Annotated in this window: 15 protein-coding genes; 10 read left to right on the top strand and 5 right to left on the bottom strand. The window is 72.6% G+C overall.

Annotated elements, in window-relative coordinates:
- The first annotated feature begins 228 nt into the window (after positions 1-228).
- From panD to ACZ4VI_RS02655, 4 genes are all read left to right on the top strand, one after another.
- Complete coding sequence (panD, locus tag ACZ4VI_RS02670; protein WP_467995933.1) at positions 229-654, top strand: aspartate 1-decarboxylase; 426 nt, start codon at positions 229-231, stop codon at positions 652-654.
- Positions 655-681: 27 nt separating this feature from the next.
- The gene (locus tag ACZ4VI_RS02665; protein ID WP_467995931.1) at positions 682-1,026 is read left to right on the top strand and encodes a GNAT family N-acetyltransferase; all 345 of its coding nucleotides are present in this window, start codon (positions 682-684) and stop codon (positions 1,024-1,026) included.
- Complete coding sequence (locus ACZ4VI_RS02660; protein WP_467995930.1) at positions 1,023-1,664, top strand: arylsulfatase; 642 nt, start codon at positions 1,023-1,025, stop codon at positions 1,662-1,664. The genes ACZ4VI_RS02665 and ACZ4VI_RS02660 overlap by 4 nt, the downstream gene beginning before the upstream one ends.
- Positions 1,665-2,007: 343 nt before the next feature.
- The gene (locus ACZ4VI_RS02655; RefSeq protein ID WP_467995929.1) at positions 2,008-3,252 is read left to right on the top strand and encodes a transglycosylase family protein; all 1,245 of its coding nucleotides are present in this window, start codon (positions 2,008-2,010) and stop codon (positions 3,250-3,252) included.
- Here the strand turns inward: ACZ4VI_RS02655 and ACZ4VI_RS02650 are convergent.
- Positions 3,133-4,098: a DMT family transporter gene (locus tag ACZ4VI_RS02650; protein WP_467995927.1), complete on the bottom strand. Its 966-nt coding sequence runs from the start codon at positions 4,096-4,098 to the stop codon at positions 3,133-3,135. The two genes, ACZ4VI_RS02655 and ACZ4VI_RS02650, sit on opposite strands and share 120 nt — an antisense overlap.
- Before the next feature lie 117 nt (positions 4,099-4,215).
- Positions 4,216-4,932, bottom strand: coding sequence for a carbonic anhydrase (locus tag ACZ4VI_RS02645; RefSeq protein ID WP_467995925.1), 717 nt, complete (start codon positions 4,930-4,932; stop codon positions 4,216-4,218).
- A gap of 130 nt (positions 4,933-5,062) precedes the next feature.
- On the opposite strand from ACZ4VI_RS02645, the gene ACZ4VI_RS02640 reads away from it, so the two are divergent.
- The 3 genes from ACZ4VI_RS02640 (at position 5,063) to ACZ4VI_RS02630 (ending at position 7,741) form a co-directional block, all read left to right on the top strand.
- On the top strand, positions 5,063-5,788 hold the full coding sequence (locus ACZ4VI_RS02640; RefSeq protein ID WP_467995924.1) for a (2Fe-2S)-binding protein: 726 nt from the start codon (positions 5,063-5,065) through the stop codon (positions 5,786-5,788).
- A 57-nt stretch (positions 5,789-5,845) separates the two neighbouring features.
- A complete protein-coding gene (locus ACZ4VI_RS02635; protein WP_467996273.1) occupies positions 5,846-7,321 on the top strand; it encodes an SDR family NAD(P)-dependent oxidoreductase in 1,476 nt (491 codons plus the stop codon).
- Positions 7,322-7,570: 249 nt separating this feature from the next.
- Entirely contained in the window at positions 7,571-7,741 is a 171-nt protein-coding gene (locus ACZ4VI_RS02630) for a hypothetical protein (RefSeq protein ID WP_467995922.1), read from the top strand.
- A gap of 105 nt (positions 7,742-7,846) precedes the next feature.
- Here ACZ4VI_RS02630 and ACZ4VI_RS02625 read toward each other — a convergent pair whose 3' ends face one another.
- The 3 genes from ACZ4VI_RS02625 to ACZ4VI_RS02615 form a co-directional block, all read right to left on the bottom strand.
- The gene (locus ACZ4VI_RS02625; RefSeq protein WP_467995920.1) at positions 7,847-9,268 is read right to left on the bottom strand and encodes a lipase maturation factor family protein; all 1,422 of its coding nucleotides are present in this window, start codon (positions 9,266-9,268) and stop codon (positions 7,847-7,849) included.
- Between the two features lie 24 nt (positions 9,269-9,292).
- The gene (locus ACZ4VI_RS02620) at positions 9,293-9,463 is read right to left on the bottom strand and encodes a hypothetical protein (protein WP_467995918.1); all 171 of its coding nucleotides are present in this window, start codon (positions 9,461-9,463) and stop codon (positions 9,293-9,295) included.
- Positions 9,464-9,535: 72 nt separating this feature from the next.
- A complete protein-coding gene (locus ACZ4VI_RS02615) occupies positions 9,536-10,078 on the bottom strand; it encodes a DUF1990 family protein (protein WP_467995917.1) in 543 nt (180 codons plus the stop codon).
- A gap of 197 nt (positions 10,079-10,275) precedes the next feature.
- On the opposite strand from ACZ4VI_RS02615, the gene ACZ4VI_RS02610 reads away from it, so the two are divergent.
- The 3 genes from ACZ4VI_RS02610 (at position 10,276) to ACZ4VI_RS02600 (ending at position 15,062) form a co-directional block, all read left to right on the top strand.
- Positions 10,276-11,457, top strand: a complete 1,182-nt coding sequence (locus ACZ4VI_RS02610; RefSeq protein ID WP_467995915.1) for a DUF6777 domain-containing protein — start codon at positions 10,276-10,278, stop codon at positions 11,455-11,457.
- A gap of 50 nt (positions 11,458-11,507) precedes the next feature.
- Positions 11,508-13,613, top strand: coding sequence for a SpoIIE family protein phosphatase (locus tag ACZ4VI_RS02605; RefSeq protein WP_467995914.1), 2,106 nt, complete (start codon positions 11,508-11,510; stop codon positions 13,611-13,613).
- Between the two features lie 78 nt (positions 13,614-13,691).
- Positions 13,692-15,062: a wax ester/triacylglycerol synthase family O-acyltransferase gene (locus ACZ4VI_RS02600; RefSeq protein WP_467995912.1), complete on the top strand. Its 1,371-nt coding sequence runs from the start codon at positions 13,692-13,694 to the stop codon at positions 15,060-15,062.
- Positions 15,063-15,080 lie beyond the last annotated feature (18 nt).

Raw genomic sequence — 15,080 nt, 5'->3', positions numbered from 1 at the left:
CGGCCGGACGAACTCACGATGGCAAAGACTTCCTCTCCGCCTCCGGGCGGCGGTACCGGCCGCCTTCCGTCTCCTTCTCACCGTACGACCCATGCGGTGAGCTGTCCGCAGCGTGAGTTCTGCAACACCGGGGGACAGCCGACCGGACATGCGAAGCGTTGTACGCTCCGGAGACCGCCCTTGACCTGCGGGAAGCAGGCAGGGAGCAGACATAACGGGAGCTTTTTCATGTTTCGTACCATGTTCAAGTCCAAGATCCACCGCGCCACCGTCACCCAGGCCGACCTGCACTACGTCGGTTCCGTGACCGTCGACGCCGAGCTCATGGAGGCGGCCGATCTGCTGCCCGGGGAGCTCGTGCACATCGTCGACATCGACAACGGGGCGCGGCTCGAGACGTACGTCATCGAGGGCGAGCGCGGGTCCGGGGTGATCGGGATCAACGGGGCCGCCGCTCATCTCGTGCACCCCGGGGACCTGGTGATCCTCATCAGCTACGCCCAGGTCGAGGACGCCGAGGCCCGCACGCTCGTGCCGCGTGTGGTGCATGTGGACGCGGACAACCGGATCGTCGAGCTCGGCGCGGACGCCTCCGCCCCCGTGCCCGGGAGCGACACCCTGCGCAGCCCGCACGCCGTCGCCGCGCACGCCTGACCGACCGCACCGAGGGAGAGGTTCCGCATGGCCGATCTGGAGCTCCGCGACGACCGGGACAAGGGGCGCCTGGAGGCGTTCGAGGACGGGCGATACGTCGGTGTCGTCGTCTACTTCGTCCTGGACGCCGAGCCCCACGCCCTCGTGGCCGTGCACACCGTCGTCGAGGAGGGCAACGAGGGCAAGGGCATCGCCGGGTCCCTCGTGCGGGAGTTCTACTCCATCGCCGCGCGCGAAGGCGTACCCGTCGTGCCCCTCTGCCCGTACGCCGCCAAGTGGGCCGAGAAGCACCCCGACGAGGCCCCTGTTCCGCCCGAGGACGTGGTGCGCGCGGCCAAGCTTCAGCTCAAGGCCACCCCGGAACTCTGGTGACCCTCGCCCTCCTGCACACCTCCCCGGTGCACGTGCCCGTCTTCGACGAGCTGCGCGACCGGTACCACCCCGGGCTCGAACTGCGGCACCTCGTCGCCGAGGAGCTGCTCGTACGGGCCCGGGCCGACGGGCCGGAAGCCGTCAGCGATGCCGTCCGTGAGCGTCTCGCCGAGGCCGTCGCGGACGGCGCCCGCGCCGTGCTCTGCACCTGCTCGACCCTCGGCGGCGTCGCCGAACGGCACGCCGCGGAACTGGGTGTGCCCGTGCTGCGCGTGGACCGGCCGATGGCGGCCGAGGCGGTCCGCTCCGAGCGGATCGTGGTCGTCGCGGCCGTGGAATCCACCCTCGTACCTACGCTCGATCTGCTCCGGGAGGAGTCGGGGGAGCGGGCCACGACCGTCACCACCCTCCTCGTGGACGGCGCCTGGGAGCGGTTCCTGGCCGGTGACCGCGACGGCTATCTGGATACGGTCGCGGCCGCCGTCGACCGCGTCGACCCCGGCGGCGACCCGGTGATCGTCCTGGCCCAGGCCTCCATGGCCGACGCCGCCGAGCGCACCACGACCCCGCTGACCATCCTCTCCAGCCCTCGCCTCGGCCTCGCCGCCGCGGCGGGTGCGGTGCCCCGACACGGATGAATGGCCCCGGCGGGCGCGGGCAGACGCTCCGGGAGAGCCTGGAGCCGTACGGCCCCGTCCACCGAGAGGCCCGTCATGACCCACCCGTACCCCGACCCGGTGCCGCCCTCGCCGATCCCGCCGCCCGGCCCGGTCCCGTCGCCGCCGGTCCCGGTGCCCGAACCCCCGCCAGTACCGCCCCCGAACCCCGTTCCGGAGCCGCCGAGCCCCACCCCCGCACCGGAACCCGAACCCCAGCCGCAGCCCGGGCCCGCAGGGCGCTGAACCCTTGTCACGGCCTGTGACCTTCCCCTACCGTGGGCGACTGGCTGATGCGTTCAGCTGATGCGCTCAAGGGGGGGCCATGGCCTTACGGGGACGACACCGCCGGTACCAGCCGAGCCGGATCAACCGCGCCTCGCTCACCGTCACGGCGAGCGGCGCCGGCATGGCGCTCCCGCTCGTCGGTGCCGGGGCCGCCCAGGCGGCCTCCCTCGACGTCTGGGAGAAGGTCGCCGCCTGCGAGTCCTCCTCCAACTGGCGCATCAACACCGGCAACGGCTACTTCGGCGGACTCCAGTTCAGCCAGTCCACCTGGGAGCGGTACGGCGGCACTCACTACGCGCCGCGCGCCGACCTCGCCTCCAAGGACCAGCAGATCGCCGTCGCGGAGAAGGTCCTCAAGGGGCAGGGGCCGGAAGCCTGGCCGACCTGCTCCTCGCACGCCGGGCTCGGGCACCAGACGACAGGCGTGACGCCCGCCTCCGTACCCCGGCAGCGCTCCGCCGGCGCGAAGCCGCAGTCCGCACCCGCGACGCTGACGACCGTGCCGACGGTCCGCGAGATGTACACGGTCACCCCCGGCGACTCGCTCTCCCGCATCGCCCGCGAGGAGCGGGTGAAGGGCGGCTGGCAGCGGCTGTACGAAGCGAATCGCGCCGTCGTCGGCGACGACCCCGACCTGATCCACCCGGGCCAGAAGCTGACCCTCCGGATCACCGCCCCGACGAAGACCGCCCCGAGCCGGACCGCCGCGCAGGCGAAGACGAAGCCGACGGCGAAGTCCCCGGCTTCCGAGGCCCCGGCCGCGAAGCCGCCGGTCGCCGAGGCTCCCACCACCAAGGCCCCGCCCGCCACCAAGGCCCCCGCGGCCCCCGCCGCCAAGACCAAGCCCGCCCCCAAGCCCGCCACCCCGCCCCGCACCGACACCTTCTCCGCGCCCGTCTCCGCCTCCATCGGCACCCGTTACCGCGTCTCCGGCTCGTCCTGGTCCAGCGGCTATCACACGGGCGTCGACTTCCCGGTCGCCACCGGTACGTCCGTCAAAGCCGTGGCTCCCGGTCGGGTCGTCTCCTCCGGGTGGGGCGGCGCGTACGGCTACGAGATCGTCATCCGGCACGACGACGGCCGCTACAGCCAGTACGCGCACCTCTCCGCGCTCACCGTGCGCGAGGGCCAGCGAGTCAACGGCGGGCAGCGCATAGCCCGTTCAGGATCGACCGGCAACAGCTCGGGACCGCATCTCCACTTCGAGGTGCGGACGGGCCCCGGGTACGGCTCCGACATCGATCCCCTCGCCTACCTGCGCGCCCACGGCGTCTCGATCTGACACCGCCAGGGAGTCGGCAGGGACCTTCAGCCGGTCCACGGTGAGCTGGACGATCCCGAGCGCCGCCACCGCGCCGCAGATCACTGCCGCGACGCTGCCGGCCACGCCGTAGCGGAAGGTCTCACCGAACAGGGTGAGACCCACCGTCGCGGCCACCACCGGGTTGACGACCGTGACCGTGGCCAGCGGGGCCGCGAGCCCGGCGCCCCGGTAGGAGGCCTGGGAGAGCAGCAGCCCCGTCACGGCGAGGGCCGAGAGGACCAGCAGGCTCGGCCACTGGGCGAGCGGCGCGCTCGGCTCCCACTCCACGGCCACGGTCTTGGTGAAGACCGAGGCGATCCCGAAGGCCACGCCCGCCGCAACCGCCAGGCCGATGCTGCGCAGCACCGAGCGGCCCACGACGTGCGCGGCCGTGAAGAGCAGGCCCACGAGACCGAAAGTCCCGGCGGCGAGCAGCCAGCGCTCGGTGTCCGCCAGGGACTGGGCGTCGGCGCCGCCCGTCAGGCTGAGCAGCCCGGCGAGGCCCACCGCCGCCATGAGCGCGCCCCGCCACGCCGTGCGCCCGGCCCGGCGGCCCACGAAAAGCGCCGCCATGGGCAGCGCGAACACGATCGTGAGGGCGCCCAGCGGCTGGACCAGACTGAGCGGGCCGTAGGCGAGCGCGGCCACGTGCAGCGCCGCCCCGAGAGCGTTGAGCAGTACGGACCCCCACCAGGCCGGGCTGCGCAGCGGCGCGTACGTGAGGCCGGCGGCGGAGGCCGCGACCCGCTCCTGCACGATCGCCGCGGCCGCGTAGGCGACCGCAGAGACCAGTGACAGGAGCACGGACAGCAGGAGGGGGCTCATACATACAACGATCTCTCTTCCGGGCGTTCACGTCGTCGTACCTGGGAACGCCTTCGGACGTACTGCCGTCGCAGTACGGGACCGTGCCGTACGCCATCGGATGTACAGCCGCGCAGGTCAGGACGGGTGGAATGCGACCTTTCCGGTATCCAGGTCGAAGCGGGCGCCCATGATCAGCGCCTTGTCGAACGCCTCATCCCGAGCCAGTCGCCGCCGTATCCGGGCCACATTGGCCCGTACGGTGTTCTCCACCCAGTCGCCGGGCAGGTCACGCGCCGCACGCGCGGCCGGGGCGATCTCCTCCACGACCCGGGCGAGGTGCCCGCCGACCGGCTTTCCCGTCCGTACGTACTCCACGGCAGCCGTCGCCGCCCCGCAGCGCTCGTGCCCGAGCACCACGACCAGCGGAACGCCCAGCTCCTCGACGCCGAACTGGATCGAGCCGAGCACCGCCTCGTCGAGCGCCTGCCCGGCCGACCGTATCGCCAGCAGATCGCCGAGGCCCTGGTCGAAGACGAGCTCGGGCGGCACCCGCGAGTCGACGCAGCCGAGGATCAGCGCGAACGGGTGCTGGGAGACGGCCACGGCCGCGCGCCGGGCCGCGTCCTCGTGCGGATGGGTCTGCCGGAGAGCGGCGAACCGGGCGTTTCCGGCGCGGAGTTCGGCCAGGGCCCGGGCCGCGGTCGGCGGCCCTTCGAGAGTGCGGTCGCGTCCGGCGGGCGCCGCCGCACGCGCGGACGGTACGCCGGCCGTCAGGGCCGCCGCGGCGGTGAGGGCAAGAACCGTGCGCCGTCCGGGGGTTGACGTGGGCGAGAGGGCTGGGGAAGTGGTCATGCGTCCGAGCGTTACGGTGATCCGGGGTCACGGCCAGGACTTGGTCCGGTCATGACCGGATCATGACCTCGGATGACCGGAGCTTTCCGTCGCCCATACCGGGCGCACGACGTTGCCAGGAGGCAGTGCGGTGGATCTCGTCGCGAGCGGGGAGGTGGGCGGCTTCTTCGCCCTGCGGACGACCGCACCGGAGACGGGCGGCGCGCATGTGCCGCTCGCGCGCCTGTACGCGGGGGAGGTAGGCCCGCTCACCGCCCGCGTCGACCGGGTCGGGGCCCGGCTCGGCGTCCCCGAGCGGCGGGTCGCGGCCTCGATCGCCCACCTCGGGCTCGCGGCCCGGCTCTGGTCGATCGCCCTCGGCCCGGCCGCCCTCTTCGGCCGGTTCCCCGACCTCGACCCGGCGCGGCTGTTCTGGGACGGCGCGCTGACCTCGCCCGACGACCTGTGGTGGGCGGGCACGGCCACCCGCCCCGCCACCGTGGCCGACCTCCGCGAGGTCGTCCAGACCGCCCATCTCGTCCCGCTGCACGAGGCCTTCCGCCGCGACGGACGGATCTCGCCCCGGCTGCTCTGGGGGAACGCCGGTTCGGCCCTCGCCGGAGCGCTGCGTGAGCTCACCCGCTGGGCCCGCGCCCAGGACCGGCCCGAGGTCGCCGCCCGTGCCGCCGAGCTCGTCTCCGGGCTCCTCGCCCACCCCGACCTGGCCGGCACCGTCCGGGGCCCCACACTCCGCCGTACCAGCTGCTGCCTCTACTACCGCTGCCCGGGCGGCGGACTGTGCGGCGACTGTGTCTTCGACCACGCGCCGGCACGAGTACGGCCCACGGGTTTGGAGACACGGCCCCCGGCTCCGTAAAGTTTCATTTTTGGGATGAGCGGAACGACGACCAGCGACAGAGGAACGGCAGAGGCCATGACGGTGACCGAAGAAACCCAGGAGTACGGGCCGGGTATCGACCCCGATCGCCTGGCCGTCTGCCTGAGCGTGCTCGACGAGCTCGACAAGCTGGACGTCGACCACCCCGACGCGATCGCCGTCCGCCGCGCCACGGCCGGTATCTACCGCACGGTGAAGCAGCGCCGCCGCCAGGAGCGCCGGGCCGCGAAGACCGCGCACGACAAGGCCGTCACCGAGGCCACCGCCACCGGCTCCGCCCAGCGCATCGACGATGAGACCGAGGGCCTCCTGCCCTCGTCCGTCACCGAGGCCGGCCGGATCGCCGGGATACTCCAGCGCCCCCGGTCCTGCTACACCTGCAAGACGCGGTACGTCGAGGTCGACTACTTCTACCACCAGCTCTGCCAGGACTGCGCCGCCCTGAACCGGGGCAAGCGCGACGCCCGCACCGAGCTCGCCGGCAAGCGCGCGCTGCTCACCGGCGGCCGGGCCAAGATCGGCATGTACATCGCGCTGCGGCTGCTGCGCGACGGCGCCCACACCACCATCACGACCCGCTTCCCCAAGGACGCCATCCGCCGCTTCAAGGCCATGGAGGACTCGGCGGAGTGGATGCACCGCCTGGAGGTCGTCGGCATCGACCTGCGCGACCCCGCGCAGGCGGTCGCCCTGGCCGAGCAGGTCGCCGAGCAGGGGCCGCTCGACATCCTCATCAACAACGCGACGCAGACCGTGCGCCGCCTGCCCTCCGCCTACGCCGCGCTGGTCGACGGCGAGAGCGCGCCGCTGCCCGCCGGGGAGCTGCCCGCCCACCACGTGATCGGCGCCTTCAACTCCGGCGCGGTCGACGGCCTTGCCGCGCTGCCCCTCGGTGTCAGCGGCCTCGACGCCCAGAAGGTGGCCGATCTCGCCCTGGTCGCGGGCAACGCCAGCGTCGAGCGGCACCGCGACGGCAGCGCCATCGACGCCGGTGGCCTCGTGCCGGACGTCGTCGAGAGCAACACCTGGGTGCAGACCATCGAGCAGATCTCCCCGGTGGAGCTGCTCGAGACCCAGCTGTGCAACTACACGGCGCCGTTCATCCTGATCAGCATGTTGCGGCCGGTGATGGCCGACGCCGCCAAGAAGGCAGCCAGCGGGCGCGCGTACATCGTCAACGTCTCGGCGATGGAGGGCGTTTTCGGCCGGGGTTACAAGGGTGCCGGGCACCCGAACACCAACGCCGCGAAGGCCGCGATGAACATGGTGACGCGGACCAGCGCCCAGGAGATGTTCCAGACCGACGGCATCCTCATGACCTCCGTCGATACCGGCTGGATCACCGACGAGCGCCCGCACTTCGACAAGCTGCGCCTGGCCGAGGAGGGGTTCCACGCCCCGCTCGACCTGGTCGACGGCGCCGCCCGCGTCTACGACCCCGTCGTGCGCGGCGAGGCGGGCGAGGACCTGTACGGCTGCTTCCTCAAGGACTACGCGCCGGGCAACTGGTAGAGCGCCCCCGTTCTAAACCGCTCTGATGTCTGAAATTCACTCGATTGCGTCACACTTCCGAGCCCCATAGAGCGCTGGCGCGCTCATTTGGTTAGTCTGATGTCCACGGTCGGCCATCGGGGTTTCACCAAACCCTCACGGCCGGCCTGGGGACTGGCCTGCCACCAAGGCCGCGGTCCCGCCCCAAGAACGGCGCCACCGCGACCGAACGGCCATGTCCTTACAGGTACGCGACACAAGGAGTGCGCGGTGACACCAGAACTGACGAAGCAGGAACAGCGACCGGCCGAACATCCGGAGCGGCCCCACCGATCCGGTGAGCTGGGAAGCCTGGACGTGTGGGCCCACGCCGCACCGATCCGGCTGGCGGGCTACGAGGAGGACCTCGCGGAGCCTCACATCCTGCCCAGCATCGACTGAGTCGTACCGCTTCATCCGTGCCCCCGGCCGCCCCGGCGCCCGGGGGCACGGCGCTGCCCGGGCTTCCCAGGCCACCCGGGCCACTGGCCTCCCAGAGCCACGAGCTCAGCGTCGGGCCGGCGATTGCAGCCCGACCGGCGGCAGATACTCCCGTACGAGCGTGCGATGCCACCACGCCCCGGTCTCCCGCAGCTCCCGCCAGGTCGTGTACCGGTAGCGGTACAGCCGGGCCCGGACCAGGGCCGGCGGCGCGTCGGGGAACGGGTTGTGCCGCAGCAGCCGCAGGGTGTCCCGGTCGCCGTCGAGCAGCCGCTCGACGAACGGCCCGAACCACTCCCGGGCGTACATGGGGGAGAGGGCCGCGAACCACATCAGCCAGTCGAGGCGCAGATGGTACGGGGCGAACTGGCGCGGCATCCGGTGCGGATCGCCGGGCTTGCCCTTGAAGCCGTACTCCTTCCACACCGTGTTCGCGTGCGGCACCGGATCGTCGGTGCCCTCGATGACGATCTCGTCCCGGATCCGGCCGACCGTGCCGAACGCGCCGTACGAGTTGACCAGGTGGAACGGGTCGTACGAGCGGTTCATCGCCTGGCGCCGCGAGAGCAGGTTGAGTGCCGGCCGGTAGCTGCGGACGAGGACCAGGGCGGTCACGGCGATGACCACGACCACGTACCAGAGCGGCGGATCGGGCTGGGGGTGCTCGCCCACGAGCAGCGAGCCGTCCATGGCGGAGAGCGCGAGGACGATGGTCAGCCAGTTCAGCCAGGCGAAGTTGCCGGACAGCACCAGCCACAGCTGGGTCGCCACCATCAGGCCGGCGGCCACCGTCGCCACCGGCTGCGGGGTGAAGAGCAGCACCGGGACCAGGAGTTGGACGACATGGTTGGCGGCCACCTCGACCTTGTGCAGCGGTCGCGGCAGGTGGTGGAAGAACCAGCTGAGCGGGCCCGGCATCGGCTGGGTTTCGTGGTGGTAGTGGAGGCAGGTCAGATTCCGCCAGCAGGCGTCACCGCGGATCTTGATGAGCCCCGCGCCGAACTCGACCCGGAAGAGCAGCCAGCGCAGCAGCCACAGCACGAGGACGGGCGGCGCCGTGTCGTCGTTGCCGAGGAAGACGGCGAGGAATCCGGTCTCCAGGAGCAGTGACTCCCAGCCGAAGCTGTACCAGGTCTGACCGACGTTGACGATCGACAGGTACAGCGCCCAGATCACCGCCCACCACAGCATCGCGACGGGGAGCGGCACCGCGTCCCCCGCGCCCGCGACCAGGGCGAGCGCCAGGACGGCGCCGCTCCAGGCGACCGTGGCGAACATCCGGTCCGAGTAGCGCCAGTGGAAGAGGCTCGGGGTCTGACGCGGCTCCACCCGGCGCAGATACTCCGGTATGGGGAGCATGCCGCGCTCGCCGATCAGAGCCCGGAACTGGAGAGCGGCCGAGAGGAAGGCCACGAAGTAGAGCCCGGCGAGCCCCCGCTGGAAGACGATCCGGCTCAGCCAGTAGTCCGGTGCGGTGAACCACTCCATCGCTTCCAGTATCGGGGCCGGGCGTCAGCTTTTCTCCTCCTCGTCCGCGACGCGCTGGCCCTCCGCCTGGGACGGCGTGGTGCGCACGGTCGAAGGATGCCGGTGGTCCAGCTGCAGCGCGTCCATGTCCTCTTCGAGCCGCTCCCCCTCGGCCTGCGAGGGAGTGCTGTAAACGTCGTACTGGTACTGGCTCACGGCCGCCTCCTGGGTCGGAACGTATGCCTCTGAACGTCTATGACGTTTATAAAGGGAGCGTAACCCCGTAGGTCATCCCGCGACGACGCGTCGGAGCGTGCGGCCGAGGCGGCGTGCGTAGGCGCGCTGGAGGACGGGGACGAGGGGGCCCGCGAGGCGGGTGTACCAGGCGGCGGGGCGGCTGAAGGCGATCACCGTGAACCAGACCGAGCCGTCGGGGTGAAGATCGACCACGAAGGACTCCTCACCGCTTTCGGGGTGCCCGGTGCGCGTGCCGTACGCGAAGCCGGTGCGGTCCTTCTCGTACGCCGTCCAGATCACCTCGCACGGCGCGGCGAAGCGGACGGGGCCGGCGCCGAGCGAGACCTCGACGAAGACACCGGGTTCGGCGCGGACGGCCTCGCCGCGGACCCGGGCGCCCGAGGCGCGGTGCATCCGCCAGGTCGTGACGGCCGCCCCGGCGAGCTCGAACGCGTCCCTGCCCCGGCCGACGCGGACCGTGTGGTGGAGGTGGTGGTAACCGCCGGGGAGGAAGTCGCGCGCGGTGGCACCGACCTCGCGGTAGTTCAGGCGCGCGGCGGCCGGAGTGGCGAGGTCGCGGATCAGACGGGCCATGATGCGGTCTCCTTCGAGGGGGACGGCCGCCCACCCCCCTGATTGAACGCGTTCAAACCTGCTGGTTCTGAGAGTAGGGCCTTCCTTGAACGCGTTCAAGTCCCTCGCCTGATCGGCCCCGCCCCGCTTGCGGACTGCGCCTCGGTGCGACAGACATGGAAGGAATGTCTCGGGGTGGAAAGAGGCGGGAGATCCACGTGCGCTCATCCATACGCCGGTCACGACGGCCCCATGTCACCGCACTCGCCGTCGGCGCGCCGGCCATGGCGCTGCTCCTGGCGGGCTGCTCGTCGGTCGGCGACATCGGCGGCGCCGGCGCGGACCGGACCACCGCCGCCGCCCAGGAGGTCTTCCTCCAGCCGGTCGCCGCCCAGGGCCCCGACCCGTTCACCGCCTCCACGGCCACGGCGGCCACCAGCCCACCCGGCACCCCCACCCCACCCGGCACCCCCACCCCCGTACCCACGCCGACCGCCACGGCGCAGACGATCCGCGAGGTCACCGGCTCCGCCCCCGGCCTCTACGGCGGCACCCACTCCGTCGCCAGCTGCGACGTCGACCAGCAGGTCGCCTTCCTCGACCGCGAACCGGCCAAGGCCCGCGCCTTCGCCCAGGCCGCCGGAATACCCGAGACCGCTGTCGCCGACTGGCTGCGCGGCCTCACCCCCGTCGTCCTGCGCACCGACACCCGCGTCACCAACCACGGCTTCCGCGAAGGCAGCGCCACCGCGTTCCAGTCCGTGCTCCAGGCCGGTACGGCCGTCCTCGTCGACCAGTACGGCACGCCCCGTGTCCGCTGCGCCTGCGGAAACCCGCTGCGCTCGCCGGTCGCGGTCCAGGGCGCCAAGCACAAGGGACGGCCCTGGAGCGGCTACCACCCCGACCGCGTCGTGGTCATCCGGCCGACGACGACGATCGTCACCAGCCTCGTCATCGTGAACGTCGTCGACAACACCTGGATCGAGCGGAAGACCGGCACCGGTGGCGAACACGACGGCCGCCCGGTCGTGGTCCCGCCGTGCGACCCCGCCGCGTGCGACCTCACCGGAACACCGACCCCGGTGCCGTCCCCCTCGGCCGGCGACGGCTCGCCCACGCCCGGGGACTCGACCACGCCCGGCGAGCCCCAGAGCAGCCCCCCGCCCCCGCCCCCCACGACGACCGACTGCCCGTCCCTGCCCCCGTCCCCGCCGTCCCGGCCGTCCTCGCCCGAGAACCTGACCGACACGAGCCCGTCGATCCCGCCCGGCTGCCCGACCCCGACCTGGTCGGAACCGCCGGTCGAGCCCCAGCCGGAACCCGAGCCGGACACGCCCTCCTTCGAGGACCTCTTCCCCAGCGACACGGCTCCCCAGCAGCCGGAGACCTTCGAGGGCTGAGGCGTGATCTCCGCCGTGCGCGCCGCCGGGGCTGCGCCTAGCGTGGCCCCATGAGCGCGGGTAGCGGGGGTGGCGAGGCGACCGAGCCCTGCCGCTGCGAATCCGGCACGGGCGGTGTGACGTGCTGCTTCCTCCGGGAGTACGGCGAGGCCTTCCGGATGGGCAGCTTCGACTGGGACCTGGTCACCGGCCTGATGACCATGGACGAGGGCGCCCTGCGGGTCTTCGACATGAAGCCCGAGGAGTACGACGGCGACCCCGTCACCCTCTCCTCCCGCGTGATGCCCGACGAGGGCCGCCGGCTCGACACGCTCGTCACCCACGCGCTCAAGGACGGCAGCGACCACTACGGCGCGTACTTCCGCGTCCGCCTGCGCGACGGCACACCGCGCTGGACGCACACCGAGGGCCGGATCCAGCGCGACGAGACCGGCCGCCCCCGCCGGATCGTCGGCATCGTCCGGGACGCCTCGGAGGAGGTGACCGAGCACGCCGCCCGGCTCGGTCTGGACGAGGGGCGGCGTGCTCGCACCAGCGTCGTGGAGAGCACCACCGCGGCCCTCGCCCACGCCCGGACCGTGCAGGACGTCATCGACCTCCTCGGCGACTCCCACGGACTGGAGTACTTCGGCGCCACCAGCCTGGTCATGGGGCTCCTGGAGTCCGGCCGGATCCACCTCGTCGCCGAGGGCCCCCAGGGCGCCTTCGTGCCCGGCACACGATTCACCCGGGTGGACGAGCCGTACCCGATGGGCGAGGTGATCCGGACCCTCCGGCCCCGGTTCATCGAGTCGCCGCAGGACTTCGCCGAGTCGTACCCGATCCTGTGGCCCCACATCAGCGGGCTCGGCATCACCTCGGCGGCCTACCTGCCGCTGATCGCCCAGGCCCGGCCGATCGGCGCGCTCGGGCTGCTGTACAGCGACAGGACCGGCTTCAGCGCCGACGAGCGCAATCTGCTGGTCGCGCTCGGCAGCAGCATCGCGCAGAGCCTCAAGCGCGCCATGCTCTACGAGCAGGAGCACGACCTGGCCGAGGGGCTCCAGCAGGCGATGCTGCCGCGCCGCATCCCCGACGTGCCCGGCGCCCAGATAGCGGTCCGCTACCGCTCGGCCCGCCTCGGCCGGGACATCGGCGGCGACTGGTACGACGTCATCCCGCTGCCCGGCGGCCGGGTCGGCGCCGTCATCGGAGACGTACAGGGCCACGACACCCATGCCTCGGCCGTGATGGGACAGCTGCGGATCGTGCTGCGCGCCTACGCCGCCGAGGGGCACACCCCGGCGACGGTGATGGCCCGGGCCTCCGTCTTCCTCCACGAACTGGACACCGACCGCTTCGCGACCTGCACCTATGTCGAGGCGGACCTCACCACCGGCGCCATGCAGGTGGTCCGCGCCGGGCATGTCGACCCGCTGCTCCAGGACACCGACGGAAGCTGCCGCAGGCTGCCGGTGGACGGCGGTCTGCCGCTGGGCCTCTCGGCAGAGTTCGACCGCCTCGACTACCCCGCCACGACGCTGGAGCTGTCTCCGGGCCAGACCCTGCTGCTGTACACCGACGGCCTGGTGGAGACGCCGGGCGCGGATCTCGACGAGGGGCTGCGCTGGCTCTCCTCGCTGGTACGGGGCGGGCCGCGCGAACCCCAGCAGCTCGCCGATCATCTCTGCGAGGTCGTGGACGAACGGGGCGGCGAGGACGACGTGGCGATTCTGCTGCTGCGGCGGCAGGGCCCGTACTTCCCGCAGGCCGGCGGCCGGCTCCAGCAGCACGTGGCGCAGAGCGACCCGGAGGCGCTGAGATCGGCCCGGCACATGATCCGCGCCGCGGTACGGGCCTGGGGCGCGGGGGAGCGCTCGGACGAGATCGAGCTGGCCGCCGACGAGCTGATCACCAACGCGCTGATGCACACCGACGGCGGCGCGATCGTGACCCTGCGGATGCTGGCGAGCCCGGAACGGCGGCTGCGGGTGGAGGTGGAGGACCGTTCCAGCGCACTCCCGCGGCGCCGGGAGGCGGGAGAGGCGGGCGTCTCGGGTCGCGGCCTGATGCTCGTGGACCGGATCTCGGACGTCTGGGGCGTCGAATCGCGTGGCAGCGGCAAGTGCGTCTGGTGCGAATTCATTGTTAACCCTGCGTACACAGATCGTACTTGACCGTAACGGATCACACGCGATTGACTGCGACTTCCCACCCCCTACGTTTCCCGCCACCCAATAGGACATGGGGATCCCTTGAGCAGTGAGCTTCTGGCACCTCTCGATCTGGCTTTCTGGCACCTCGAATCCACCGACCACCCCATGCACCTGGGCGCCCTCGCCCACTTCGGCCCACTGCCGGCCGGCGGCGATCCGTCCGCCGTCCTCGACCTGCTCGGAAGCCGCGCCGCCGCTATCCCCCGCCTGCGGATGCGGGTCCGCGACGTGCTGCTGCCCGTCGGCGGCGCCGCCTGGACCGCGGACAAGCACTTCGACGTACGGCGTCACGTGCGCAGGATCGCGCTGCCGGGCGCCGACTTCGGTGCCGAGACCGCCCGGCTGGCCGGCGAACTCATGGAGCGGCCCGTCGAACGCGGGCTCCCGCCCTGGGAGATGTATCTGCTCACCGGCGCGCCCGACGGTTCCTTCGCCGTCCTCGTCAAACTCCACCACGCCCTCGCCGACGGCATGCGGGCCGTCGCCATCGGCGCCGGGATCTTCGACGAGATCGCCGCCGTCGCCCGCAGGACGGGCGGCCACCGGGCCGGCGCCCGCCGGCCCCTCGCCGTACCCCCGCGCTCCTGGCTCCCCGGGCCCGGACGGATCATGGGCGCGGCCCGCGAGCGCATCGGCGACCTGGGCCGGGCCGTCGAGGTGGGCGCCTCCGTGGTCGGTGCCTCGGTCGCCTGGGCCGGCCGGCTCGACGGGCCCGCCACGGCCGCGCTGGCCGCCGACTCCAGCGGGACCCGCCGGGTCGCCACCGCCGTCCTCGATCTGGAACAGGTCCACCAGGTTCGCCGGACCTCCGGCGGCACCGCCAACGACGTCCTGCTCACCGTGGTCGCCGGAGCCCTGCGCCGCTGGCTCGACGGCCGCGGCGCACCGCTCCCCGGCGCCGACCCGCGCGCCCTGGTCCCCGTCTCCCGCCGCCGGCCCGGCTCCCCGGCCGGCTCCGGCAACAGCCTCTCCGCCTATCTCCTCGCCCTCCCCGTCACCGAGCCCGACCCCGCCGCCCGGCTGGCCGCCGTACGCCGCGCCATGGACCGCAACAAGGCCGACGGGCCGCTGCGGGGCGCCGGAGCCGTCGCCGTCCTCGCCGACCAACTGCCCGCGCTCGCCCACCGCTTCGGCGCCCCGCTGGCCTCCGGGGCCGCTCGCCTGCTCTTCGACGTACTCGTCACGAACGTGCCGCTGCCCCGCTCGGCGCTCTCCCTCGGCGGGGCCCCGCTGCGCACCCTCTTCCCGATGGCCCCGCTCGCCCGCGGCCAGTCCCTCGCCGTCGCCATGTCGCCGTACGGCGGCCGGGTCCATGTCGGCCTGGTCGCCGACGGCAAGGCCGTCCCCGACCTCGACGCGCTGGCCGCCGCCCTCTCCGACGAACTCGGCCTCCTCGCCGGGACGGGCTGAGCGCGCGGCCGGCTGAGC

This window comes from Streptomyces sp. NPDC029169 (assembly GCF_055563935.1).
The sequence above is the reverse complement of the archived record's forward strand: the minus strand, read 5'-3'. Positions and strand labels throughout refer to the sequence as shown.